Below are 21,509 nucleotides of genomic sequence, written 5' to 3'. Positions count from 1 at the left end.
AAGCCGCAATGCGTAGTGGACTTATTACCCAGAAGGTCGGTATGACCCGCATCTTTAACGATGACGGTTCCCACCTTCCTGTAACCGTTCTGAAGGTCGAAGATCTTCAGGTTGTCGCCAACCGTACCAACGACACCGACGGCTACGTCGCTGTTCAGCTTGGTTATGGCAAAGCGAAAGTGAAAAACGTATCCAAGCCGATGCGTGGCCACTTCGCCAAAGCCAAGGTTGAGCCGAAAGCCAAACTTGCTGAATTCCGCGTCAGCGACGACGGTCTGATCGAAGTTGGTGCAGAACTTGCTGCTACCCACTTCATCGAAGGCCAGTACGTTGACGTAATCGGCACGTCCATCGGTAAAGGTTTTGCCGGTGCGATGAAGCGTCATAACTTCGGTGGTCTGCGTGCGTCGCACGGTGTATCGATTTCGCACCGTTCGCATGGTTCCACCGGTCAGTGCCAGGACCCGGGCCGTGTCTTCAAAGGTAAGAAGATGGCTGGTCACCTTGGTGCCGCACGTGTCACCGTTCAGTCCCTTAAAGTCGTATCCTCGGATGCCGACAAAGGTCTGATCCTGGTACATGGTGCCGTTCCGGGTCACAAGGGTGCCTATGTCCTTGTCAAGGATGCCGTGAAGCGTGCTGCACCGGAAGGTCTGCCGTTCCCGGCCGCGCTCAAGGGTGCTGCCCCGGCCGCTGAAGAAGCTGTCGCCGAGGATAAGGAATAAGCATCATGAAGCTCGACATTCTCAAACTTGACGCTTCCAAGTCCGGCAAGATTGATCTTGCAGAAGACATCTTCGGTCTTGAAGTACGTCGCGACGTCCTGCACCGCATGGTGAACTGGCAGCTGGCAAAACGCCGTGCCGGTACCCACAAGGTAAAGGAAAAGTCGGAAATTTCCGCAACCACGAAAAAATTCGTGCGTCAGAAGGGTAGTGGCGGTGCACGTCACGGTTCCCGTAAAGCCGCACAGTTCCGTGGTGGTGGTACCGTGCACGGTCCGCGCGTTCGCGACCACGCACACGATCTGACCAAGAAGTTCCGTAAACTCGCGCTGAAAACCGCTCTGTCGGCCAAGGCAAAAGACGGTAAGCTTATCGTTCTTGATAATGCGGAATTCTCGGACGCCAAAACCAAGAATCTGGTCGCAGCTTTCAACAAGCTCGGCTGGAAGTCTGCACTGATCATCGACGGTTCGCAGGTCAATGAGGGCTTTGCACGCGCAGCGCGCAACATCCCGCAGGTTGATGTGCTTCCGCAGATTGGTGCTAACGTCTATGACATCCTGCGCCGTGACACCCTGGTGCTGACCAAGGGTGCGGTCGAAGCGTTGGAGGCACGTCTCAAATGACGATCATCAGCAAAGAGCGGATGTACGAAGTCATCCGCGCCCCGCATATCACTGAAAAGTCGACTCTGATTTCTGAACACAACGCTGTTGCGTTCAAAGTCGCGATCGACGCCACCAAGCCGGAGATCAAGGCTGCTGTGGAAGGTCTGTTCGGGGTGAAGGTCAAGACGGTCAATACCTCTGTGGTAAAAGGAAAAACCAAGCGTTTTCGCGGTATTTCCGGTCGTCGGAGCGATTTCAAGAAAGCGATGGTGACCCTCGAAGAGGGCCAGTCCATCGATGTGACTACGGGAATCTAAGACAATGGCTTTGAAGAAGTTTAAACCAACCTCTCCTGGTCGCCGTCAGCTGGTTCTCGTGGATCGTTCCGATCTCCACAAGGGCAAGCCGATCAAAGCGTTGACCGAAGGTCTTCGCAAGAAAGGTGGCCGTAACAACACTGGTCGTATCACCGCCCGCCGTATTGGTGGTGGTCACAAACGTCGTTACCGTATGATTGACTTCAAACGTACCAAGTTTGATGTCGTCGGTACCGTCGAGCGTTTGGAATATGATCCGAACCGTACCGCGTTTATCGCACTGGTTCGTTATTCTGACGACGAATTGGCCTACATCCTCGCACCGCAGCGTCTTGCTGTTGGCGACAACGTTGTTGCCGCTGACCGCGTAGACATTAAGCCGGGTAACGCCGCACCGCTGAAGAACATTCCGGTCGGTACCATTGTCCACAACGTCGAACTGAAAGCCGGTAAAGGTGGTCAGGTCGCACGTTCAGCAGGCTCGTATGTACAGCTTGTTGGTAAGGACCAGGGTTACGCCCAGCTTAAGCTGTCCTCCGGTGAGGTACGTTTGGTTCGTGGTGAATGCATGGCTACCATCGGTGCCGTGTCCAACCCGGACCATCAGAACTCGAACCTTGGTAAAGCCGGCCGTAATCGCTGGCTTGGCAAGCGTCCTTCGGTTCGTGGCGTTGCCATGAACCCGATCGATCACCCGCATGGTGGTGGTGAAGGCCGTACGTCGGGTGGTCGCCATCCGGTTACGCCGTGGGGCAAGCCGACCAAGGGCAAACGTACCCGCTCGAACAAAAAGACCGACGCGCTCATCATGCGCCGTCGTCACAAGAGCTAACGGAGGAGGCTAGACTATGGCGCGTTCCGTTTGGAAGGGTCCGTTTGTTGACGGATACCTTCTTAAGAAAGCCGATACTGTCCGTGCCTCAGGCCGGAATGAGGTAATTAAGACCTGGTCGCGGCGCTCGACGATTTTGCCGCAATTCGTAGGCCTCACCTTTGGGGTTTACAATGGCCAGAAGTTCCTGCCGGTGCTGGTGACCGAAGACATGATTGGTCACAAGTTCGGTGAATTCTCGCCGACCCGTACCTACTATGGTCACGCGGCCGACAAAAAGGCGAAGAGGAAGTAACGATGGGTAAGAAAGCTGACATCCGTCGGCTGGCGGATAACGAGGCTGCGGCTTCGCTCCGGGCAGTACGCATTTCCCCGCGTAAGCTCAACCTCGTCGCCGAGTCGATTCGTGGTAAGAAGGCAGAAGCTGCTTTGGCAGAGCTGACCTTCTCCAATAAACGTATTTCGCAGGACGTCAAAAAGCTGCTGGAATCGGCAATTGCTAATGCCGAAAACAACCATCAGCTCGATGTCGACCGTCTCTACGTTAAAGAGGCATCTGTTGGTAAGGCCTTCGTAATGAAGCGCTGGCGCGCCCGTGCACGCGGTCGTGTTGGTAAACTCCTGAAGCCGTTCTCCAACATGCGCATCGTCGTTTGCGAACGTGAGGAGGCCGAGTAATGGGTCAGAAAATTAATCCAATCGGTCTGCGCGTTGGCATTAACCGTACCTGGGATTCCCGCTGGTACGCCAACAAGTCCGATTTCGCTGGTCTTCTTCACGAAGATCTCGCGATCCGCAATTTCATCTTCGACCGCCTCAAGCAGGCTGGTGTTTCGAAGGTGATTATCGAACGTCCGGCGAAGAAAGCCCGCATCTCGATCCACACCGCTCGTCCGGGCGTTGTGATCGGGAAGAAAGGCCAGGACATCGAGAAGCTCAAGAATGATCTGCAGAAACTGGCGAATGCCGAAGTGCAGGTTAACATCATCGAGATCCGCAAGCCGGAACTCGATGCCAAGCTGGTCGCTGACAACATCGCCCAGCAGCTTGAGCGCCGCGTTTCGTTCCGTCGCGCTATGAAGCGCTCGGTTCAGAACGCAATGCGTCTCGGTGCCGGTGGCATTCGTATTAATGCTGCTGGTCGTCTTGGTGGCGCTGAAATCGCTCGTACCGAATGGTACCGTGAAGGTCGCGTTCCGCTGCATACCCTGCGTGCGGACGTTGATTATGGCACTTCGGAAGCACACACCACCTACGGTGTTTGCGGTCTGAAGGTCTGGATCTTCAAGGGCGAAATCATGGCTCACGATCCGTTGGCTTCCGAGCGTAAAGCGCTCGAGTCGGCTGGTTCAGGCCGCAAGTAAGGAGATCCAGATATGCTTTCTCCGAAACGCACAAAGTTCCGTAAAGCCCACAAAGGCCGCCTTAAAGGTGAAGCCAAGGGGGGTACGGATCTTAATTTCGGCGCTTATGGCTTGAAAGCCATGGAGCCTGAGCGTATAACGGCGCGTCAGATCGAAGCGGCACGCCGTGCGATCACCCGCCACATCCGCCGTCAAGGTCGTGTGTGGATTCGCGTTTTCCCGGATCTCCCGGTCTCGCAGAAGCCTGCCGAAGTCCGTCAGGGTAAAGGTAAAGGCTCGCCTGAATATTGGGCGGCACGCGTTAAACCGGGTCGGATCATGTTTGAACTCGACGGTGTTCCGTTGGATCTTGCACGCCGCGCTTTCGAGCTGGCGTCGGCAAAACTGCCGATCAAGACCAAGTTTGTCACCCGTCTTGGTGAAGGGGAGTAATTAGTGATGAAAATTGCTGATCTCCGCGCTAAAAGCGCTGACGAACTGAAGCAGCTGCTTCTGGACCTGCGTAAAGAATCGTTCAATATGCGATTCCAGCAGGCTTCCGGGCAGTTCGAGAACACTGCGCGGGTCCGCCAGGTCCGTCGTGATATTGCCCGCATTAAAACCCTTCTCGGTAACGAGAAGGGTGCAACCGCGGCCTAACTGGACACGCAGAGGAGTATATACACATGCCGAGGCGTGTATTGCAGGGGACAGTCGTTTCGACCAAAAACGACAAGACCGTGGTGGTCCGAGTGGAGCGCCAGGTCATGCACCCGCTGTATAAAAAGTACGTGCGTAAGTCGAAGAAATTCCACGCGCACGATGAAGAGAACCGCTTCAAAACGGGTGACGTAGTTCGCATTCGCGAATGCAAGCCGATCTCGAAGTTGAAGTCTTGGGAAGTAGTGGTCGAGGAGTGAGTCCTCAGCCCAATCATAGTCAAGGGGTAAACCCATGATCCAGATGCAGTCCAATCTGGACGTCGCCGACAACAGCGGCGCTCGCCGCGTCCAGTGCATCAAGGTGCTGGGCGGCTCGAAGCGCAAAACCGCTCACGTTGGTGATGTTATCGTGGTTTCCGTCAAGGAAGCCATTCCGCGCGGCCGCGTTAAGAAGGGTGCAGTTCACAAAGCTGTCATCGTTCGCACCGCAAAGGAAATTCGTCGTGCCGATGGCTCGGCGATCCGCTTTGACCGTAACGCTGCCGTTCTCATTAATGCGAATGGCGAGCCGATCGGCACGCGTATTTTTGGCCCGGTAACCCGTGAACTTCGTTCGAAGGGTTACATGAAGATCATTTCGCTCGCTCCGGAGGTGCTGTAATGGCTGCCAAGATTAAAAAGGGCGATCGCGTCGTTGTTCTGACGGGTAAAGACAAAGGGAAGACCGGCGAAGTTCTCGCCGCTTTCCCGACCGAGAACAAAGTTCTGGTTTCGGGCATCAATCTGGTGAAACGTCACCAGCGCCCGACCGGTGCTGATGCTGGTGGCATCGTCGAAAAGGAAGCAAAAATTGCTGTTTCCAACGTCGCGATTGTTGACCCGAAAGAAAACAAGCCGACCCGCGTCGGTTTCAAGACCCTCGATGATGGTCGCAAGGTTCGCGTAGCGAAGCTCAGCGGCGAAGTCATCGACAACTGAGGGACGGAAAAATGACGCGCCTGCGCGAACATTACAAAGAAGTGGTGCGTGACGCACTCCTGAAGGAGTTCTCCTACGAGAACACCATGGAGATTCCGCGCCTCGAGAAAATCGTGATCAACATGGGTGTCGGCGACGCCACCCAGGATCGTAAAAAGCTGGAAGGTGCGGCTGCGGATCTCGCTGCCATCACCGGTCAGAAGCCTGTCTTCACCAAAGCGAAAAAGTCGGTTGCGGCTTTCAAGCTGCGTGAAGGTATGAACATCGGTTGTAAAGTGACCCTGCGTCGCGACCGTATGTTTGAGTTCCTGGACCGCCTGGTCACCATCGCGCTTCCGCGCGTTCGTGACTTCCGCGGCCTGAACAAAAAATCTTTCGATGGTCGTGGCAACTTCGCCATGGGCTTGAAAGAACAGTTCGTCTTTCCTGAGGTAGAATACGACAAAGTCGATTCTGTCCGCGGGATGGATATCATCATTTGTACCACGGCTAAGTCCGACGATGAAGCTCTTGCCCTTCTTAAGGGTTTTGATCTTCCGTTCGGAAACTAACGGAGGTTGGCCCATGGCCAAGAAAAGCGCTGTAGAGCGTGAACTCAAACGTGAACGCCTGGCAAAAAAATATGCTGCCAAGCGTGCCGCCCTTAAAGCGGTTATCGCAAATCGCGAAACGACCCCTGAGGATCGTATCGTTGCTGTGATGAAACTCGCCCAGCTGCCGCGTAACTCGGCCCGTATCCGTCAGCGTATTCGCTGCCAGGTATCCGGTCGTCCGCGTGGTGTCTATCGCAAATTCCGCCTGTCCCGTATCGCGCTTCGTGAACTTGCTTCGCGTGGTCAGATCCCGGGCATGGTGAAGTCGAGCTGGTAAGGAGGACATCACATGTCAATGACTGATCCAGTCGGGGATATGCTTACGCGTATCCGTAACGGCCAGCGCGTTGGTAAATCCAGCGTCGTTTCGCCGGCTTCGAAACTGCGTACCGGTGTGCTGGATGTTCTCCAGCGCGAAGGTTATATCCGCGGTTACAACATTAATGAAATTCGCAAGGGCGTCAGCGAAATCACCATCGAACTCAAATATTTTGAGGGCGATGCCGTGATCAAGCAGATCGACCGCGTCTCGACCCCGGGTCGTCGTGTATACTCGAAGATCAAAGATCTTCCGAAGGTATATAACGGTCTGGGCATCGCAGTCCTGTCCACTCCGCGAGGAGTTCTTTCGGATCAGGAGGCTCGCGAGCAGAATGTCGGCGGCGAAATCCTCTGCAAGGTATTCTAAGGAGGGCCAACGATGTCGCGAGTAGGAAAAAATCCGGTGGTCGTGCCTAGCGGCGTTACCATCACCTTGACCGAAGAGCAGATCAGTGCAAAAGGCAAGCTCGGTGAGCTTAACCTTCCGCTGAACAGTGCTGACGTATCCGTCACCCAGGAAGATAACCAGATCTTCGTGAAACCGAAAAACGATGGCAAGCGCGCCCGTGCCCTTTGGGGTACCACCCGTGCAAACATCGCGAACCTCGTCACCGGGGTTTCGGAAGGGTTCACCAAAAAGCTGGAAATCACCGGTGTTGGTTACCGTGCACAGGTTCAGGGCAAGAAACTTGTTCTGCAGCTTGGCTTCTCACACGACGTAGAAATGGAGATCCCTGAGGGTCTTACCGTCGTTGCTGAAAAGCCGACCCTCGTCGCCATTTCTGGCGCAGATAAACAAGTCGTCGGTCAGTTCGCTGCAAATGCACGCGGCTGGCGCGGTCCGGAGCCTTACAAAGGCAAGGGTGTCCGCTACGAAGGCGAGTATATCTTGCGCAAAGAAGGCAAGAAGAAGTAAGGACAGGCACGATGAAAAACGTGAGAAGCCTTTTCGAACGCCGCAAGCGTCGCGTTCGTTTTGCGATCCGCCAGAAAGCGGCCGGTCGCCCGCGCCTCAGCGTGCACCGTTCGAACGCCCACATCTATGCTCAGATCATCGACGACGTAAAAGGCACCACCCTGGTGGCTGCTTCGACCGCCGAGAAAGATCTGAAGGCGAAAGGCAGCAATGCCGACGCCGCTGCACTCGTTGGCAAGGCAATTGCCGAACGCGCAGTCAAAGCTGGTGTGAAAACGGTCGTTTTCGATCGTGGCGGGTATCTGTTCCATGGCCGGGTGAAAGCTCTGGCCGATGCCGCCCGTGAGGGCGGTCTGGACTTCTAAGGAGCACGACCATGGCACGTAACCAGAATCAACAGCAGCAGGCGCCGAAAGCCCGTGAAGAAAACGAACTCGTCGACAAGCTGGTTGGTATCAACCGCGTCGCGAAAGTCGTTAAGGGCGGCCGTCGCTTTGCTTTCTCCGCAATGGTAGTTGTCGGTGACCAGCGCGGTCGCGTCGGATACGGAACGGGTAAAGCCCGTGAAGTTCCGGAAGCGATTCGTAAGGCTACCGAAGCTGCTAAACGTAACATGATCCGCGTTCCGCTGCGTGAAGGCCGTACCCTTCACCATGATACGCAGGGCCATTTCGGTGCAGGCAAGGTTGTCCTTCGTTCTGCTCCGGCTGGTACCGGTATCATCGCAGGCGGTGCGATGCGTGCGGTTTTCGAAACCATGGGCGTTCAGGACGTTGTGTCCAAATGCACCGGTTCGAACAACCCGCACAACGTGATCCGCGCAACCCTTGACGCTCTGGTCAACGGTGCTTCCCCGCGTCAGGTCGCTGCAAAGCGTGGCCTGAAAGTCGGTGACGTCGTTGCCCGTCGCGATAGCGGTTCGGCTGCTGCCGCCGTTCTCGAAAAGGAGTAATTCGATATGGCTGCTAAGAAAAAAGCGACCGTTCGCGTTACCCAGACGGGTTCGCCGATCGGACGTCCGGCTGATCAGCGCCAGACCCTTGTTGGTCTTGGCCTGAACAAACTGCACCGGACTCGTGAGCTGGAAGATACTCCGGCTGTTCGCGGTATGATCGCAAAGGTCAAGCACCTCGTCCGTGTGGACGAGGCTTGATTGACCCCAGATCGAAAAGGTGTTGAACGATGAAACTCAACGAACTCGCCGATAACCCGGGTGCCCGCAAGGCGCGCACCCGCGTCGGTCGCGGCATCGGTTCGGGCAAAGGCAAAACTTCTGGCGCAGGTCAGAAGGGTCAGAAGTCCCGTTCAGGTGTAGCCATCAATGGCTTCGAAGGCGGGCAGATGCCGGTCTATCGCCGTCTTCCGAAACGCGGCTTCAAAAACCCGTTCAAGAAACAGTTCGGTGTTGTGAACCTTGGTACCCTTCAGACCGCCGTTGATAACGGTGTTCTTGAAGATGGTGCGAATGTCACTGTCGCTGTTCTTGCGGAAAAAGGTCTGGCCCGTCCGCAGAAAGACGGTCTGCGTCTTCTTGCTAAAGGCGAACTGAAAGCGAAACTGAACATCGAGATCTCCGGTGCTTCCAAAGCAGCTGTCGAAGCTGTTGAGAAAGCCGGTGGTTCGGTCAAGGTTCTTGCACCGGTCACTGCTGCAGAATCCGCAGAATAAGCCTAGATTGACTTCGAGAGGGTCCGGTTCCATTAGACGGGACCGGACCCTCCAGTTTATGTGTATTGGGAGATGAGTGCATGGCATCGGCCGCCGAGCAGCTTGCCGCGAACCTGAATTGGTCCGCTTTTTCAAAGTCGACCGAGCTTAAAAAGCGTATCTGGTTCACTTTGGGCGCGCTTATTGTTTACCGTCTTGGAACCTATATTCCGGTTCCGGGTGTCGACCCGTCCATTCTTGCTGACATTTTCCGTCAGAATGCGGGCGGCGTTCTGGGCATGTTTGACATGTTCGCCGGTGGTGCGCTGGGTCGTATGACGATCTTCGCGCTCAATATCATGCCGTACATCTCGGCCTCGATTATTATTCAGTTGATGACGACCGTTTCGCCAACGCTTGAGCAGCTCAAGAAAGAAGGCGAGCAGGGTCGTAAAAAGATTAATCAATATACCCGCTATCTGACGGTGCTGATTGCGACCGTGCAGGCGTGGGGCATTGCTGTTGGTCTTGAAAGCATGACCGGTTCAACCGGTGCTGCGGTTCCGGATCCGGGCATGTTCTTCCGCATTACTGCCGTGATCACCTTGGTTGGTGGCACCATGTTCCTGATGTGGCTTGGTGAACAGATCACCCAGCGCGGCATCGGTAACGGTATTTCGCTGATCATCTTTGCCGGTATTGTTGCCGGCCTGCCAAGCGCGATTGCAGGCACCCTTGAACTGGGGCGTACCGGTGCGATTTCTGCCCTGGTTATCGTTGCAATCATCGTTCTGGCGATCGCCGTTATTGCCTTCATCGTCTTTGTTGAACGCGCACAGCGCCGTGTTCTGATCCAGTACCCGAAACGCCAGGTCGGCATGAAGGTCATGGAAGGTCAGAGCTCGCACCTGCCGCTCAAGATCAACACCGCCGGTGTTATTCCGCCGATCTTCGCAAGCTCGCTGCTGCTCATGCCGCTGTCGGTTGCCCAGTTCACCACCGGTGTTGATGCCCCGGCATGGTTGACCACTGCGACCGCACTGCTGGGGCGTGGCCAGCCGCTCTATATTGCGCTTTATATCGGCCTGATTGTCTTCTTTGCCTTCTTCTACACCGCGGTTGTCTTCAACCCGGAAGATACGGCAGACAACCTGAAGAAACATGGTGGCTTTATTCCGGGCATCCGTCCGGGTAAAAATACAGCCAACTATCTGGATTTCATTTTGACCCGTCTGACGGTTATCGGTGCAGCTTATCTCGCATTTGTCTGTATCCTGCCGGAACTTCTGATCGCGGAATGGTCTGTTCCCTTCTACTTTGGTGGGACTAGCCTCCTGATCGTTGTCACGGTAACCATGGATACCGTTGCGCAGATTCAGTCTCATATGCTGGCTCATCAGTATGAAGGCCTGATCAAGAAATCCAAACTGCGTGGTCGCCGCCGCTAACGAGCGACCACCGCATTCAGGGGGAAGACGATGAACATTATCCTTCTTGGCCCTCCCGGCGCAGGGAAAGGTACCCAGGCCAAGCGTCTTGAAACAGGACGCGGCATGATCCAGCTCTCGACGGGCGACATGCTCCGCGCAGCGGTTGCTGCCGGCACGGAACTGGGGCAGAAGGCAAAAGAAGTCATGGATGCGGGGCAGCTCGTATCTGACGATCTGATGATCGGTCTGATTTCTGAAAGACTTGACCAGGATGACACCAAGGGTGGTTTCATTCTGGACGGGTTCCCACGCACGACCGCTCAGGCAGAAGCGCTGGACGACATGCTGGAATCCAAGGGACTGGCACTTGATTATGTGATTGAACTGCGTGTCGATGACGCAGCGTTGGTGGCCCGTGTTGTCGGGCGCTATACCTGTGCGAAATGCGGGCAGGGCTATCATGACGAGTTCCAGAAACCCGCCAAGGAAGGTGTCTGTGACGCATGTGGCAGCACCGAATTTAAACGCCGTGCGGACGATACCGCCGAGACGGTCACCTCGCGACTGGAAGCTTATCACAAGCAGACAGCACCGATCATTCCTTACTATGAAAAGGTCGGTAAGCTGAAAACAGTTGACGGGATGGCTGAAATCGACGAAGTTACGCGCGAGATTGAAGCCATCCTGGGGTAATTTCCCGGGCAGGGCGTTTTTTTGCTGGCGGGTTGGCAGTAATGCTGGCCCGCTTTTGCAGCGTCCTACCCTACCGGATCTGCCCCTGGGTTTGTTAACAGGAAACAGGAGTTCACATAGTGGCTCGTATTGCTGGCGTAAACATCCCGACCGCGAAGCGTGTCGTGATTGCGCTTACCTACATCACCGGTATTGGCCCGGCTAAAGCCAAAGAAATTTGCGCAAAGGTCGGAATCGAATCCGCAACCCGCGTTCATCAGCTCTCTGATGACCAGGTTCTGAAGGTTCGTGAAGTTATCGACGCTGATTACACCGTCGAAGGCGACCTCCGTCGTGAAACCGCAATGAACATTAAACGTCTGATGGACCTGGGCAGCTATCGCGGCCTGCGTCATCGTCGCGGTCTCCCGGTACGCGGTCAGCGTACCCACACCAACGCTCGCACCCGTAAGGGCCCGGCTAAGCCGATTGCTGGCAAGAAGAAGTAAGGTAGGGGAACGACAATGGCGAAAGCTCCTCAGACTCGCGTGCGTCGCCGCGAGCGCAAGAACATTACGAACGGTATCGCGCATGTAAACGCGACCTTCAACAACACCATGATCACCATCACCGACGTTCAGGGGAATACCATTTCCTGGTCGACCGCTGGTGGTATGGGTTTCCGCGGTTCGCGTAAATCGACTCCGTATGCTGCACAGATGGCTGCCGAAGATGCAGGTAAAAAAGCTGCTGAACACGGCATGAAAACCCTCGAAGTACAGGTTAAAGGCCCGGGTTCGGGACGTGAATCTGCACTGCGTGCGCTTCAGGCTGTCGGTTTCACCATTACGTCGATCAAAGACGTAACGCCGATTCCGCATAACGGTTGCCGTCCGCGTAAACGTCGTCGCGTCTAATCGCGTCGATCCTTGCGGACGACCCCGCGTTTGGGCCCGGGATGACCGGGCCTCTTCGCGTTTCTCGTGGGGGCACTATGTTTGCCCTCATTTCCATAGGCTCCAGTTGCGAAGGTGGGTCTCGTGATTCAAAAGAACTGGCAGGAACTGATTAAGCCGACGAAGCTTGATGTTACTCCGGGTACTGATGCCAGCCGTATTGGTACGATCGTGGCAGAACCGCTGGAGCGCGGTTTTGGTCAGACCCTGGGTAACGCGCTGCGTCGCATTCTGCTGTCGTCGCTCCAGGGTTCGGCAGTTACTGCGATCCAGATCGACGGTGTATTGCACGAATTTTCGTCGATCCCGGGTGTGCGTGAAGATGTCACCGACATCATCCTGAACATCAAGACCATGGGCGTGCGTATGCATGCTGAAGGTCCGAAGAAAATGGCTCTGAAGGCGACCGGCCCGGGTGCCGTCACCGCAGGTCAGATCGAAACCGGTGCGGATATCGAAATCCTTAACCCGGATCTCGAGCTTTGCCATCTTGATGATGGTGCTGCGCTCAACATCGAATTCACCGTTGATAACGGTAAAGGCTATGTTGCAGCCAGCGCGCACAGCTCTTCGGATGCGCCGATCGGCCTTATTCCGATCGATGCGATCTTCAGCCCGATCCGTAAAGTGGCCTACAAGGTGGAAAACACCCGTGTTGGTCAGGATACCGACTTTGACAAGCTGTCGCTGACCGTTGAAACCAACGGTGCGCTGACCCCGGAAGATTCGGTTGCACTTGCTGCCCGTATCCTTCAGGACCAGCTGTCGCTGTTCGTCAACTTCGAAGAGCCGGAAGCGGTTGTCGAAGAGAAGAAAGAAGACGAACTGCCGTTCAACCGCAACCTTCTTCGTAAGGTTGACGAGCTTGAACTGTCGGTCCGTTCGGCAAACTGCCTGAAGAACGACAACATCATCTATATCGGTGATCTTGTTCAGAAGACCGAAGCAGAAATGCTCCGTACGCCGAACTTCGGCCGTAAGTCGCTGAACGAAATCAAGGATGTTCTGGCTCAGATGGGTCTGCATCTTGGTATGGAAGTCGGCGGTTGGCCGCCGGAAAACATCGAAGAACTTGCTCGCAAGTTCGAAGATCCGTTCTAAGAACGGGTCTTCGGCCTTCGGGCCGATATCGGAACATTCTTGTTCCAAACCGGAGAACCCAGTTGTTTGGGCATCCGGCGGGCTTGTTGCCCACACCGCACGTGCATAACCTGACACCAGATGATCGGTGATCAGGGTGGCGGCGCGGTTTTACAATCGGTTTCGTGAGCGAAGCCAGGCTATTAAGGAGAGTTACCATGCGTCACGGTATGCAAGGCCGTAAGCTTAATCGTACTTCGTCCCATCGTAAGGCGATGTTTGCCAACATGGCAGTTTCGCTGCTCACCCACGAGCAGATCAAAACCACTCTTCCGAAGGCCAAGGATCTTCGCCCGTATGTCGAAAAACTGATTACGCTGGGCAAGCGGGGCGACCTGCATGCACGCCGTCAGGCCATTTCGATCCTGCGTGACGACAAAGTCGTAGCCAAGCTGTTCGGCGAAATCGCTGACCGCTACAAAGAGCGTTTCGGTGGTTACACCCGCGTTCTCAAGGCTGGCTTCCGTTATGGCGATGCGGCTCCGGTTGCTGTGATTGAACTTGTTGATCGCAACGTCGAAGCAAAAGGCGCGGAAGACCGCGCTCGCCTCGAAGCAGAGGGCGAAGGCGAAGAAGCAGTTGCTGAATAAGTAACGTTTCGGCCTTTAAGAAACAGAAACGGGCGACGCCATCTGGTGTCGCCCGTTTTCTTTTGTCTAAATGTCAAAAAGTTCATATTTCCGCCAAGGTTGCGCGGCAGTTCTGATTTCCCTAATTGATATGAAATCATGACCGGATCAATCCCGGTCGCCGCAAGATAAAAAGAGAGAGTGTGACGTGCAGGCAAAATGGATTTCAAAGATTGTCGCCTTTGCCGTGATCGGGATGGCGGCGATGTCCGGGACTGGCAATCTGGCCCATGCCCAAAGCGATGAAACCACACTGGACCGGCGTTTGCCGTCGAGCCAGACCGAAATCAAGATGTCGCTTTCGCCATTGGTCAAGCAAACCGCACCGGCGGTCGTCAATATCTACACCAAGAAGGTGGTCGAACAACGCCAGCGCACCCCGTTCTTCAATGATCCGTTCTTCAAGCAGTTCTTTGGCGATCGTTTCGGCGGCGCCTTTGGCGCGCCGCGTCAGCGGGTTGAACGCTCGCTCGGTTCTGGCGTGATTGTCTCGGGGGATGGCACGGTGGTGACCAACCATCACGTCATTGACGGGGCAAGTGAGATCCGCGTTGTCTTGCATGACAACCGTGAATTTGATGCCGATCTGGTCGGCTCGGACGAACGCACCGACCTTGCAGTCCTGCAACTGCGCGACGTTGATAACGAATTGCCGGCCATCCCGTTTGGCGATTCCGATGCGGTTGAGGTCGGCGACCTTGTCCTTGCCATCGGCAACCCGTTTGGCGTCGGTCAGACCGTGACCAGCGGCATTGTCTCGGCGCTGGCGCGCGCCGGTGTCACCGGTCAGGACTACCAATCTTTCATTCAGACCGATGCGGCGATTAACCCGGGCAACTCCGGTGGTGCGCTGGTCGATATCGATGGGAACCTGATCGGCGTCAACTCGGCGATCTTCACCAAGTCCGGCGGATCGAACGGCATCGGTTTTGCCGTTCCGGCCAATATGGTCAAGGTGGTGATGCGCGGTCTGATCAGTGGCGATCTGCGCCGCCCGTGGCTGGGTGCTGCGGGGCAGGCGGTAACAGCCGATCTGGCATCCTCGCTTGAGCTGGATCGCCCGCATGGTGTCCTGATCAACAAGGTCCGCGACGGCAGCCCGGCTGCACGCGGCGGCCTGCAATCCGGTGACGTGGTCGTGGCGGTCAATGGCCTGGCAGTCGATAACCCGAACGAACTTAAATTCCGCATTGCGACCCTTGAACTCGATGGCGAGGCCAATCTGTCCGTTCTGCGCCGCGGTTCGGAAACCGTCCTTGCCATGCCGCTTGAAGTCGCCCCGGAACTGCCGGCACGTGATGAAAGCATCATTGATGGCCGTAACCCGTTTAGCGGCACCAAGATCGCCAATATGAACCCGGCACTGGCCGACGAACTGGGCATCGATACGCTCAGCGAAGGTGTCATGATCCTGGCGGTTGCCCGCGACAGTCTGGCGCGCCGGACACGGCTTAAGGCCGGTGATTATATCGTCGAGGTCAATGGTGAACCGATCACCTCGGTCGCACGCTTCAAGGAAGTCATTCGGGCCGGTGAACGCAGCCGCGACTGGACGATTGCCGTTAAACGCGATGGCAAGGTCCTGACCGGTGATTTTAAGCTTTGAGTGTTTTTAGTTAGATCTATTCAACGCCGCGAGGTTGTACAGGGATGTAAGTCATTCCGCCTTCAGCCTTTGGTAGGGAGTTAAAAAAGCGTTTTACTTTTTCGTCCGCTGTCCATATCGGTGCTTGGCTGGGATCAAGTGTTTCAATCGTACCTGAAGAGTCTCTTGTGAAGGGCAGTACCCGGCCATCTTCTAAAACCTTCGCGTAAACGGCATCTCCTGACGTAGAGGGACCCACGAACCAGTTGTCAGGAATCTGAAAATTAATAGGTTCGTCACCTCCATTCTGTTCTATAAAAGAGTTGGGCAATTCATATCCAGATTTATTGTAAGCAGTGCCCGCGCCTACTCCAGTTATCGTTCCCCCGTCATAAGGGGATGCGAAAATATTAGTCAAATATTCCTGTTTGGCTTTGTTGTATCCGTCTTCATGTCCTTTTCGATATGCGTCTATCACGGACATGCTTTCGAGTTCTTGCGCTAAAGTTGTGCAAGGAAATGGCGTCGTCAGTAGTAGCGCGAAAGTGGTGTGCTTAAGGAAAGTAGTGATCATTAAACATCTCCTATTTGCCAGATCTTAAACGCTCAATAATCTCATCGTCCGATAGTGATGTATCGCTGACGCGAGGCGTATCTGTAACTGCGAGAGGGGAGAGTACTCCATAAGTGGCGGCGTCACGTGTTTCAATTTCCTGGGTAATTATCGCAGGTAGAACAATTACCAACACCCCCAGAGCTGCCAGTAGGATTCCTGGCGACGTAGTAGAGATATTTACTGAAGCTCCCGATGTTTGGCCTTGGACGGCTGTTGGGCCGATAGTTATCTGGCCGAGCACAAATGCAGCACCAAATACTGACAGAATCAAACCTACTATAGTTAATGAGTATCTTAGCCATGTTCGTGCGGCTAGTGCTGAAGCAGATCTATTATTGCGTGCAACCATAGTATCGGTTTCTAGTGACGCATAAATCAATAAAGGCGTGATCGGTTTTGCTGGGTCAACAGATGTCACCACATGTTCTGCAAGCAACCGATGATCCTGATAGATGTTGTCCACAATTCTCTTTGTATCTTGATAACCGAATACACCGTAGATCAAGGTTGCTACAACGGTGACGGAAGTTAAAATATATAATGCAATACTGCGGTCGTTCATCAGGTGAGATCCCCGTGTTAGATACATGCCCCTAGTATCTGCTAAGTGTATCCCAAAGGTAATCAAATGTTAACTATAAGTTGATATTTGTGGGGTAAAATATCGCAATAGTGTAACTTTCTTCCAGTTTCTATTTGATGGTGAAGTGCCCGATTAATCGTTCGTTTCAATGGAAACGTCTCATCGCTAGCTGCGCTAACGTATACTGATTGTTTGTTTCAGCATCATCAGCGCGACAAAGGTCACCAGCCCAAGGCCGATGGTCAGCAAGATCGCATATTGCCCGTAATCATCAATCAGAAGCCCAAAGACAAATGGTGCAGCGGCCTGCGCAAAGCGCGATGGCGCCATGATATAGCCTTGGCGCGCGCCATATCCGGCCGGGCCAAAGGTCGCCAGTGGCAATGTACCCTTGGCGATGGTCAGGATGCCATTGCCGATCCCATGCAGGCTGGTAAACAGCATCCCGACAGGCCCGCCAAAGATCAAAAGCAACACCGCCCCCACCGGATGGGTGAGCGCCGAAAGCCTGGATGAAATCAGCGGATGCATCTTTTTAAGCAATCCGAACTCTGCCAACCGCCCGGCAACCTGTGCGGGGCCCACCAGCGATGCCGCAATCAGCGCACCGGCGGCATCCATGCCTGAAATCTCCAGCAGGCGGGGCAAATGTGCCGCCATGGCGGTTGCGGTAAACCAGCTTGCGGCAAACACGATGGCCAGCAGGACCATCGGCATGTTGAAGATATCCTGCCGTGAAAGCTTGGTCGGGGCTGGGGGCGGTTTGGGCGTTGCGTCCTCTTTCGTCGCGCTGTGCTGGTCAGACCGGGTGCGCGGGATCAAAAACAGATTAAGCGGCAAGCCCAGCACGATATGCATCACCGCCCAGAAATAGCACGCCGTGCGCCAGTCAAATGCGCCCTCGATCCCGGCGGTAATCGGCCAGCAGATCGTACTGGCGAAGCCTGCAATCAGGGTGATGCCGGTAATCGGTCCCCGCGCATCATGGCCATAAATCCAGCTGAGTGTGGCAAAGGCCGACTCATAAAGTCCCATCGACATGCCAACCCCGATCACGCACCATGCCACACACATCACGGTCAGGCTGTCGGCCGTACCCAGCAGGGCAAGCCCAGCGGCAAAGATCAGGCTGGATACCGCCAGCACCGTCCGTCCACCAAACTGATCAATCCGCGCACCGGCCTTGGGGCCGAGCAGGGCTGCAAAAACCAGTGCCAGCGAAAACGCCCCGAACGCCCAACCCGGTGGAATGCCAAGCTCGATCGCCATCGGCTCCGCCAGAATGGCTGGCAGGTAAAGCGTGGTGCCAAATGCAAGGGTCTGACCCGTACCCAAACCGATCACGATCGGTAGTTTGGCCGGTGCGGTACCGATTGAAGACGACGTCATCGCTCACCTCGAGGGTCGATGTATGCAAAGCTGAAAACGGCCTCAGTCACGGCGGGTTTCTCCGTCCTTCTGGTGTGGCTTCGAAAGCGGAGACGTCGCCAAGTCACGGCTGGCAACAATGTGGCCGGTGACTTCCATCCATGCCTCGGTCGCGATCAGGAACGCATCACGGCCTTTTTCTGTCAGGGCGTAAACCTTGCGTTGGCGGCCCTGCACGGTTTCCGGCGTAGACGTCAGATAGCCGCCAGTTTCAAACTCTTTCAATACCGGATAGACCGTACCCTCGGAGGGGGAGCAACATCCATTGGTGGTCTTTTCAACCGCCTGAACGACTTCATAGCCATGCATCGGTTTCCTGTGCAGAACGCACAACACAAAGAACTTCGAAAGCGACATCTTGATCGTGCCCTGCCAATAGGAACGATCCGTATAATCAACACTGCTGGTCATCGGGATTACCTGTGATATGGATGGAAAACGTTATGCCTCGATCCTCGAGGTGTCAACGCGGTATGTTTCGTCTGTCATCAATGTCATCTGCGTGTTACGTTTCGCAAACGCCGCCCCAATCCTCACAATATGACGATATCGCCGCATGGTTTCCCTGTTTGAAAGTCAGGTCACGCGCCCTTTGGCCGACAGATTGCGCCCCGCCAAACTTGAAGAAGTTGTCGGGCAGGATCATCTGTTTGGCGATGACGGGCCGATCACCCGCATGATCAAGACCGGCCGGGTGCCCTCGGTCGTGCTGTGGGGCCCGCCGGGCTGTGGCAAGACGACACTGGCGCGTCTGATGGCCGATGTCGCCGATATGGCGTTTGAACCGCTTTCAGCGATCTTTTCGGGCGTAGCCGATCTGCGCAAGGTGTTTGAACGCGCGCGTGCGCGCCGCTCCACCGGCGGGGCGACGCTGTTGTTCATTGACGAGATCCATCGGTTTAACAAGGCACAGCAGGACAGCTTCCTGCCCTATGTTGAAGACGGCACCATCACGCTCATTGGCGCCACCACCGAAAACCCGTCCTTTGAACTGAACGCCGCGTTGTTGTCGCGCTGTCAGGTGCAGGTGCTCAAACGTCTCGATGATCAGGGCCTTGAAGAACTTCTGGTGCGTGCGGAAAAGGAAATGGGCTTTGATCTGCCCGTAACGCCCGAGGCCCGCGAAACCCTGCGCGCCATGGCCGATGGTGATGGGCGCTATTGCCTTAATCTGGCCGAGGAACTCTTTTCCCTGCCGCCCAGTGATGATGGCCCGCTTGGTGTCGCCGAACTTGCGCGCACCGTGCAAAAGCGCATGCCGATCTATGACAAGGGCGATGACAGCCACTACAACCTGATCAGCGCGCTGCATAAATCCATTCGCGGCTCTGATCCGGATGCAGCACTTTATTGGTTTAACCGTATGCTGGCCGGGGGCGAGGACCCGAAATTCGTCGCCCGCCGTCTGACCCGCATGGCGGTCGAGGATATCGGACTTGCCGATCCGCAAGCCCAGCAATTCTGCATTGGCGCTTGGGAGTCATACGAGCGGCTCGGCAGCCCAGAAGGCGAGCTGGCCCTGGCCCAGGCGGTGATTTATCTGGCGCTTGCGCCAAAATCCAATGCCGGCTATGCGGCTTATAAAAAGTCGCTCAAGATCGCGCGTGATACCGGCTCCCTGATGCCGCCCGCCCATATCCTCAATGCGCCGACCAAGCTGATGTCGGATATCGGCTATGGCAGTGGCTATGCCTATGACCATGATCAGGAAGATGGTTTTTCCGGGCAGAACTATTTCCCTGAAGGCATGCGCCGTCAGAACTTCTATGAGCCGGTCGAGCGCGGATTTGAGCGCGACCTTAAAAAGCGTGTGGACTATTTCGACCGTCTGCGCGCCGAGCGTCAGAAAAAACGCGGCGAGTAATAGCTTAAGTACGCAGCATCTGGATGGACGTTTGTTTCGCCTCACGCAACTGAAATTCAATTGTTTTTAATATAGGTCACAGATGGGAAACAATCTGATGAAAAGTTTCGGGATAAACAGATCCGTTGGACAGGCGTAAGTTCGGGGCAACACACAAACCCGGACTTGGAGAAGACCCATGACCAACATTCTGCATGTCAGTGCATCTGTGAACGGTGAGAATTCAAACTCCCGTCAGATCGCATCGAAACTGATTGACCGCATTGTTGCTGCCGATCCGTCGGCCAACGTTGCTGAACGCGATACCAACGACGCCGTTATCTCAGCACTCACCGGTGAAACCGTCGGCGCCTATTATACCCCGGCCGAAGAACGCTCAAGCGCCCAGAAAGACATCATTGCCGCGTCTGACAAGATGGTGGCGGAACTTCAGAACGCTGACATCGTTGTCATCGGTGCGCCGATGTATAACTTCTCTATCCCCTCGACGCTGAAGGCCTGGGTTGATCTGATTGCCCGTGTCGGCGTGACCTTCAAATACACCGAAAACGGACCGGTTGGTCTGCTTGCGGGCAAGAAGGCCTATATCGTTGCCGCCACCGGGGGCGTTCCGGTCAACAGCCCGGCCGACTTTGCGACCCCGTATCTGAAACAGGTGCTTGGTTTCGTCGGCATCACCGATGTCGAAGTTGTCGAGGCATCGGGCTTTGCGGTCAACGCCGAAGAAGCCATGGCGCGCGCACTGGCAAATGTCGACGCGGCTCCGCTGCCGGTTGCGGCCTAAGGCATCAAAAGTTCCCTCAATACAATCCCGGTGATTGGCGAATTTCCGTATCCCCCCCCCCTTGGTTCGCTGATTGGCGGGTTTGTATCCCGAAATGCCCGACTGTACCCCGGTCGGGCATTTTGATTCTGCCCTGTTTGGTCTATGGTGTCACAGACACACGGTCAGACACACCGTTAGGCACGCGGGCAGACACCGCGTCTGGCCGGTGCAGGCAAGGCAGGTGGTATCATTGAAACGGCTGGCGATGTTTGCAATCTGGGGACTGCTGGTACTGGCAGGGATATTTGTAACGGTCCGCTTTACCGGGCTGCTTGATCATATGTTACCGGCCGGTGATCCGCCCAATGTCACGTTCGGGCACGATGCCGATCTTCCCGAAACACGTAATTTCTTCCTCGCCTGTCCGGCGGACCGGTTGCCACAAACCGATCGCGCCATGCAAAGCCCGCGTTTCAATGCGTCGGTTGCGACCCTGACCGAAGTGCTGATTGAAACCGCCCCCGATCACGGCATGGAACTGATGACCGATGTTGCCGGCGGCGAAGCCGGCCGTCTTTATTTCCTTGCCCGGACACCTGTGTTTCGGTTTCCCGACTGGGTCGAGATCGAGTTGATCCTGCCTGAAACCGGCGCGGGCGCGGATGCGGGCGATAATGTGTCATTCTGTCTGTTTGCCAAATCCGTCTATGGTGTTGACGATGTCGGGCAAAACGAAAAACGCACCCGTGCCTGGCTGGCGGATGTCGAAACCCGTATGGGCCAGGGATCTTAAGCGGTCCTAAGCGGGACTAGGCCAGCACCAATACCATTGATCATCCGTGCCCCTTGGTGTTTGATGTCAATGGGTTATGCTGGGGGTATTCGGACGGGCAGGGAT

Annotated in this window: 34 protein-coding genes; 30 read left to right on the top strand and 4 right to left on the bottom strand. The window is 55.4% G+C overall.

Annotated features, from left to right (window positions below; translation table 11 throughout):
• Positions 1-8 precede the first annotated feature (8 nt).
• The 27 genes from rplC to ACXAF0_RS14055 all read left to right on the top strand — a co-directional run bounded on the left by rplC (position 9) and on the right by ACXAF0_RS14055 (position 15,375).
• Entirely contained in the window at positions 9-725 is a 717-nt protein-coding gene (rplC, locus tag ACXAF0_RS14185) for a 50S ribosomal protein L3 (RefSeq protein WP_475346514.1), read from the top strand.
• A gap of 5 nt (positions 726-730) precedes the next feature.
• A complete protein-coding gene (gene rplD, locus ACXAF0_RS14180; protein ID WP_475346513.1) occupies positions 731-1,351 on the top strand; it encodes a 50S ribosomal protein L4 in 621 nt (206 codons plus the stop codon).
• Positions 1,348-1,650 (top strand): 50S ribosomal protein L23, encoded by a 303-nt coding sequence (locus ACXAF0_RS14175; protein WP_062953730.1) that lies wholly within the window; start codon positions 1,348-1,350, stop codon positions 1,648-1,650. Before rplD ends, ACXAF0_RS14175 begins: the two co-directional genes overlap by 4 nt.
• A gap of 4 nt (positions 1,651-1,654) precedes the next feature.
• Positions 1,655-2,482 (top strand): 50S ribosomal protein L2, encoded by an 828-nt coding sequence (gene rplB, locus ACXAF0_RS14170; protein ID WP_033067186.1) that lies wholly within the window; start codon positions 1,655-1,657, stop codon positions 2,480-2,482.
• 16 nt (positions 2,483-2,498) lie between these two features.
• Entirely contained in the window at positions 2,499-2,777 is a 279-nt protein-coding gene (gene rpsS, locus ACXAF0_RS14165; RefSeq protein WP_008892178.1) for a 30S ribosomal protein S19, read from the top strand.
• Between the two features lie 2 nt (positions 2,778-2,779).
• Positions 2,780-3,160, top strand: coding sequence for a 50S ribosomal protein L22 (rplV, locus tag ACXAF0_RS14160; RefSeq protein WP_475346512.1), 381 nt, complete (start codon positions 2,780-2,782; stop codon positions 3,158-3,160).
• Positions 3,160-3,846, top strand: coding sequence for a 30S ribosomal protein S3 (gene rpsC / locus ACXAF0_RS14155; RefSeq protein WP_167722012.1), 687 nt, complete (start codon positions 3,160-3,162; stop codon positions 3,844-3,846). Before rplV ends, rpsC begins: the two co-directional genes overlap by 1 nt.
• Positions 3,847-3,858: 12 nt before the next feature.
• Positions 3,859-4,278: a 50S ribosomal protein L16 gene (gene rplP / locus ACXAF0_RS14150; RefSeq protein WP_033067183.1), complete on the top strand. Its 420-nt coding sequence runs from the start codon at positions 3,859-3,861 to the stop codon at positions 4,276-4,278.
• Positions 4,279-4,284: 6 nt separating this feature from the next.
• The gene (rpmC, locus tag ACXAF0_RS14145; protein ID WP_008892182.1) at positions 4,285-4,485 is read left to right on the top strand and encodes a 50S ribosomal protein L29; all 201 of its coding nucleotides are present in this window, start codon (positions 4,285-4,287) and stop codon (positions 4,483-4,485) included.
• A gap of 26 nt (positions 4,486-4,511) precedes the next feature.
• The gene (rpsQ, locus tag ACXAF0_RS14140) at positions 4,512-4,745 is read left to right on the top strand and encodes a 30S ribosomal protein S17 (RefSeq protein WP_008892183.1); all 234 of its coding nucleotides are present in this window, start codon (positions 4,512-4,514) and stop codon (positions 4,743-4,745) included.
• Between the two features lie 34 nt (positions 4,746-4,779).
• Complete coding sequence (gene rplN, locus ACXAF0_RS14135; protein ID WP_033067181.1) at positions 4,780-5,148, top strand: 50S ribosomal protein L14; 369 nt, start codon at positions 4,780-4,782, stop codon at positions 5,146-5,148.
• Positions 5,148-5,465 (top strand): 50S ribosomal protein L24, encoded by a 318-nt coding sequence (rplX, locus tag ACXAF0_RS14130; RefSeq protein ID WP_008892185.1) that lies wholly within the window; start codon positions 5,148-5,150, stop codon positions 5,463-5,465. Before rplN ends, rplX begins: the two co-directional genes overlap by 1 nt.
• 11 nt (positions 5,466-5,476) lie before the next feature.
• Positions 5,477-6,016 carry a 50S ribosomal protein L5 gene (gene rplE / locus ACXAF0_RS14125; protein ID WP_475346511.1) on the top strand — a complete coding sequence of 180 codons (540 nt, stop codon included), beginning with the start codon at positions 5,477-5,479 and terminating at the stop codon, positions 6,014-6,016.
• A 13-nt stretch (positions 6,017-6,029) separates the two neighbouring features.
• Positions 6,030-6,335, top strand: coding sequence for a 30S ribosomal protein S14 (rpsN, locus tag ACXAF0_RS14120; protein ID WP_033067178.1), 306 nt, complete (start codon positions 6,030-6,032; stop codon positions 6,333-6,335).
• A 12-nt stretch (positions 6,336-6,347) separates the two neighbouring features.
• Positions 6,348-6,746: a 30S ribosomal protein S8 gene (gene rpsH, locus ACXAF0_RS14115; protein WP_062953735.1), complete on the top strand. Its 399-nt coding sequence runs from the start codon at positions 6,348-6,350 to the stop codon at positions 6,744-6,746.
• Between the two features lie 12 nt (positions 6,747-6,758).
• Complete coding sequence (gene rplF / locus ACXAF0_RS14110) at positions 6,759-7,295, top strand: 50S ribosomal protein L6 (RefSeq protein ID WP_475346510.1); 537 nt, start codon at positions 6,759-6,761, stop codon at positions 7,293-7,295.
• Positions 7,296-7,306: 11 nt separating this feature from the next.
• Complete coding sequence (rplR, locus tag ACXAF0_RS14105) at positions 7,307-7,660, top strand: 50S ribosomal protein L18 (RefSeq protein ID WP_213472376.1); 354 nt, start codon at positions 7,307-7,309, stop codon at positions 7,658-7,660.
• Positions 7,661-7,671: 11 nt separating this feature from the next.
• A complete protein-coding gene (rpsE, locus tag ACXAF0_RS14100; protein ID WP_033067174.1) occupies positions 7,672-8,247 on the top strand; it encodes a 30S ribosomal protein S5 in 576 nt (191 codons plus the stop codon).
• A gap of 6 nt (positions 8,248-8,253) precedes the next feature.
• The gene (gene rpmD, locus ACXAF0_RS14095; RefSeq protein ID WP_007091489.1) at positions 8,254-8,448 is read left to right on the top strand and encodes a 50S ribosomal protein L30; all 195 of its coding nucleotides are present in this window, start codon (positions 8,254-8,256) and stop codon (positions 8,446-8,448) included.
• Between the two features lie 29 nt (positions 8,449-8,477).
• Positions 8,478-8,963 (top strand): 50S ribosomal protein L15, encoded by a 486-nt coding sequence (rplO, locus tag ACXAF0_RS14090; protein WP_475346509.1) that lies wholly within the window; start codon positions 8,478-8,480, stop codon positions 8,961-8,963.
• Between the two features lie 80 nt (positions 8,964-9,043).
• Positions 9,044-10,390, top strand: a complete 1,347-nt coding sequence (secY, locus tag ACXAF0_RS14085) for a preprotein translocase subunit SecY (protein WP_475346508.1) — start codon at positions 9,044-9,046, stop codon at positions 10,388-10,390.
• A gap of 30 nt (positions 10,391-10,420) precedes the next feature.
• The gene (locus ACXAF0_RS14080; RefSeq protein WP_475346507.1) at positions 10,421-11,065 is read left to right on the top strand and encodes an adenylate kinase; all 645 of its coding nucleotides are present in this window, start codon (positions 10,421-10,423) and stop codon (positions 11,063-11,065) included.
• A gap of 119 nt (positions 11,066-11,184) precedes the next feature.
• Complete coding sequence (rpsM, locus tag ACXAF0_RS14075; RefSeq protein WP_008892195.1) at positions 11,185-11,553, top strand: 30S ribosomal protein S13; 369 nt, start codon at positions 11,185-11,187, stop codon at positions 11,551-11,553.
• 15 nt (positions 11,554-11,568) lie between these two features.
• Positions 11,569-11,961, top strand: a complete 393-nt coding sequence (gene rpsK, locus ACXAF0_RS14070) for a 30S ribosomal protein S11 (RefSeq protein WP_044828432.1) — start codon at positions 11,569-11,571, stop codon at positions 11,959-11,961.
• Between the two features lie 123 nt (positions 11,962-12,084).
• The gene (locus ACXAF0_RS14065) at positions 12,085-13,101 is read left to right on the top strand and encodes a DNA-directed RNA polymerase subunit alpha (protein WP_475346506.1); all 1,017 of its coding nucleotides are present in this window, start codon (positions 12,085-12,087) and stop codon (positions 13,099-13,101) included.
• 197 nt (positions 13,102-13,298) lie between these two features.
• Positions 13,299-13,730, top strand: a complete 432-nt coding sequence (gene rplQ, locus ACXAF0_RS14060) for a 50S ribosomal protein L17 (RefSeq protein ID WP_475346505.1) — start codon at positions 13,299-13,301, stop codon at positions 13,728-13,730.
• A 187-nt stretch (positions 13,731-13,917) separates the two neighbouring features.
• Positions 13,918-15,375 carry a DegQ family serine endoprotease gene (locus ACXAF0_RS14055; protein ID WP_475346504.1) on the top strand — a complete coding sequence of 486 codons (1,458 nt, stop codon included), beginning with the start codon at positions 13,918-13,920 and terminating at the stop codon, positions 15,373-15,375.
• Positions 15,376-15,391: 16 nt separating this feature from the next.
• Here the strand turns inward: ACXAF0_RS14055 and ACXAF0_RS14050 are convergent, their stop codons facing one another.
• The 4 genes from ACXAF0_RS14050 to ACXAF0_RS14035 all read right to left on the bottom strand — a co-directional run bounded on the left by ACXAF0_RS14050 (position 15,392) and on the right by ACXAF0_RS14035 (position 18,392).
• Positions 15,392-15,928, bottom strand: coding sequence for a hypothetical protein (locus ACXAF0_RS14050; protein WP_475346503.1), 537 nt, complete (start codon positions 15,926-15,928; stop codon positions 15,392-15,394).
• 10 nt (positions 15,929-15,938) lie between these two features.
• On the bottom strand, positions 15,939-16,532 hold the full coding sequence (locus tag ACXAF0_RS14045) for a hypothetical protein (RefSeq protein WP_475346502.1): 594 nt from the start codon (positions 16,530-16,532) through the stop codon (positions 15,939-15,941).
• A 195-nt stretch (positions 16,533-16,727) separates the two neighbouring features.
• Positions 16,728-17,942: an MFS transporter gene (locus ACXAF0_RS14040; protein ID WP_475346501.1), complete on the bottom strand. Its 1,215-nt coding sequence runs from the start codon at positions 17,940-17,942 to the stop codon at positions 16,728-16,730.
• A gap of 42 nt (positions 17,943-17,984) precedes the next feature.
• Complete coding sequence (locus ACXAF0_RS14035) at positions 17,985-18,392, bottom strand: PadR family transcriptional regulator (protein ID WP_475346500.1); 408 nt, start codon at positions 18,390-18,392, stop codon at positions 17,985-17,987.
• Between the two features lie 145 nt (positions 18,393-18,537).
• On the opposite strand from ACXAF0_RS14035, the gene ACXAF0_RS14030 reads away from it, so the two are divergent.
• From ACXAF0_RS14030 to ACXAF0_RS14020, 3 genes are all read left to right on the top strand, one after another.
• On the top strand, positions 18,538-19,845 hold the full coding sequence (locus tag ACXAF0_RS14030; RefSeq protein WP_475346499.1) for a replication-associated recombination protein A: 1,308 nt from the start codon (positions 18,538-18,540) through the stop codon (positions 19,843-19,845).
• A gap of 178 nt (positions 19,846-20,023) precedes the next feature.
• Positions 20,024-20,629, top strand: a complete 606-nt coding sequence (locus tag ACXAF0_RS14025) for an FMN-dependent NADH-azoreductase (RefSeq protein ID WP_475346498.1) — start codon at positions 20,024-20,026, stop codon at positions 20,627-20,629.
• Positions 20,630-20,852: 223 nt separating this feature from the next.
• On the top strand, positions 20,853-21,404 hold the full coding sequence (locus ACXAF0_RS14020) for a DUF1499 domain-containing protein (protein WP_475346497.1): 552 nt from the start codon (positions 20,853-20,855) through the stop codon (positions 21,402-21,404).
• Positions 21,405-21,509: the final 105 nt, after the last annotated feature.

This window comes from Thalassospira sp. ABD4_177 (assembly GCF_056160125.1).
This window is presented reverse-complemented; position numbering and strand designations above follow the sequence as displayed.

Bases quoted from the DNA above. Each gene is read 5' to 3' on its own strand.
- ACXAF0_RS14045 (WP_475346502.1), bottom strand. From the start codon at position 16,532: ATGAACGACCGCAGTATTGCATTATATATTTTAACTTCCGTCACCGTT.
- ACXAF0_RS14175 (WP_062953730.1), top strand. From the start codon at position 1,348: ATGACGATCATCAGCAAAGAGCGGATGTACGAAGTCATCCGCGCCCCG.
- rpsE (WP_033067174.1), top strand. From the start codon at position 7,672: ATGGCACGTAACCAGAATCAACAGCAGCAGGCGCCGAAAGCCCGTGAA.
- ACXAF0_RS14035 (WP_475346500.1), bottom strand. From the start codon at position 18,392: ATGACCAGCAGTGTTGATTATACGGATCGTTCCTATTGGCAGGGCACG.
- rplO (WP_475346509.1), top strand. From the start codon at position 8,478: ATGAAACTCAACGAACTCGCCGATAACCCGGGTGCCCGCAAGGCGCGC.
- rplX (WP_008892185.1), top strand. From the start codon at position 5,148: ATGGCTGCCAAGATTAAAAAGGGCGATCGCGTCGTTGTTCTGACGGGT.
- rpsK (WP_044828432.1), top strand. From the start codon at position 11,569: ATGGCGAAAGCTCCTCAGACTCGCGTGCGTCGCCGCGAGCGCAAGAAC.
- rpsC (WP_167722012.1), top strand. From the start codon at position 3,160: ATGGGTCAGAAAATTAATCCAATCGGTCTGCGCGTTGGCATTAACCGT.
- rplR (WP_213472376.1), top strand. From the start codon at position 7,307: ATGAAAAACGTGAGAAGCCTTTTCGAACGCCGCAAGCGTCGCGTTCGT.
- rpsH (WP_062953735.1), top strand. From the start codon at position 6,348: ATGTCAATGACTGATCCAGTCGGGGATATGCTTACGCGTATCCGTAAC.
- rplN (WP_033067181.1), top strand. From the start codon at position 4,780: ATGATCCAGATGCAGTCCAATCTGGACGTCGCCGACAACAGCGGCGCT.
- rplV (WP_475346512.1), top strand. From the start codon at position 2,780: ATGGGTAAGAAAGCTGACATCCGTCGGCTGGCGGATAACGAGGCTGCG.
- ACXAF0_RS14050 (WP_475346503.1), bottom strand. From the start codon at position 15,928: ATGATCACTACTTTCCTTAAGCACACCACTTTCGCGCTACTACTGACG.
- ACXAF0_RS14030 (WP_475346499.1), top strand. From the start codon at position 18,538: ATGGTTTCCCTGTTTGAAAGTCAGGTCACGCGCCCTTTGGCCGACAGA.
- ACXAF0_RS14080 (WP_475346507.1), top strand. From the start codon at position 10,421: ATGAACATTATCCTTCTTGGCCCTCCCGGCGCAGGGAAAGGTACCCAG.
- rplE (WP_475346511.1), top strand. From the start codon at position 5,477: ATGACGCGCCTGCGCGAACATTACAAAGAAGTGGTGCGTGACGCACTC.
- rplP (WP_033067183.1), top strand. From the start codon at position 3,859: ATGCTTTCTCCGAAACGCACAAAGTTCCGTAAAGCCCACAAAGGCCGC.
- ACXAF0_RS14040 (WP_475346501.1), bottom strand. From the start codon at position 17,942: ATGACGTCGTCTTCAATCGGTACCGCACCGGCCAAACTACCGATCGTG.
- secY (WP_475346508.1), top strand. From the start codon at position 9,044: ATGGCATCGGCCGCCGAGCAGCTTGCCGCGAACCTGAATTGGTCCGCT.
- rplB (WP_033067186.1), top strand. From the start codon at position 1,655: ATGGCTTTGAAGAAGTTTAAACCAACCTCTCCTGGTCGCCGTCAGCTG.
- rplF (WP_475346510.1), top strand. From the start codon at position 6,759: ATGTCGCGAGTAGGAAAAAATCCGGTGGTCGTGCCTAGCGGCGTTACC.
- rpsQ (WP_008892183.1), top strand. From the start codon at position 4,512: ATGCCGAGGCGTGTATTGCAGGGGACAGTCGTTTCGACCAAAAACGAC.
- ACXAF0_RS14025 (WP_475346498.1), top strand. From the start codon at position 20,024: ATGACCAACATTCTGCATGTCAGTGCATCTGTGAACGGTGAGAATTCA.
- rplD (WP_475346513.1), top strand. From the start codon at position 731: ATGAAGCTCGACATTCTCAAACTTGACGCTTCCAAGTCCGGCAAGATT.
- rpmC (WP_008892182.1), top strand. From the start codon at position 4,285: ATGAAAATTGCTGATCTCCGCGCTAAAAGCGCTGACGAACTGAAGCAG.
- rplC (WP_475346514.1), top strand. From the start codon at position 9: ATGCGTAGTGGACTTATTACCCAGAAGGTCGGTATGACCCGCATCTTT.
- rpsN (WP_033067178.1), top strand. From the start codon at position 6,030: ATGGCCAAGAAAAGCGCTGTAGAGCGTGAACTCAAACGTGAACGCCTG.
- rpmD (WP_007091489.1), top strand. From the start codon at position 8,254: ATGGCTGCTAAGAAAAAAGCGACCGTTCGCGTTACCCAGACGGGTTCG.
- rplQ (WP_475346505.1), top strand. From the start codon at position 13,299: ATGCGTCACGGTATGCAAGGCCGTAAGCTTAATCGTACTTCGTCCCAT.
- rpsS (WP_008892178.1), top strand. From the start codon at position 2,499: ATGGCGCGTTCCGTTTGGAAGGGTCCGTTTGTTGACGGATACCTTCTT.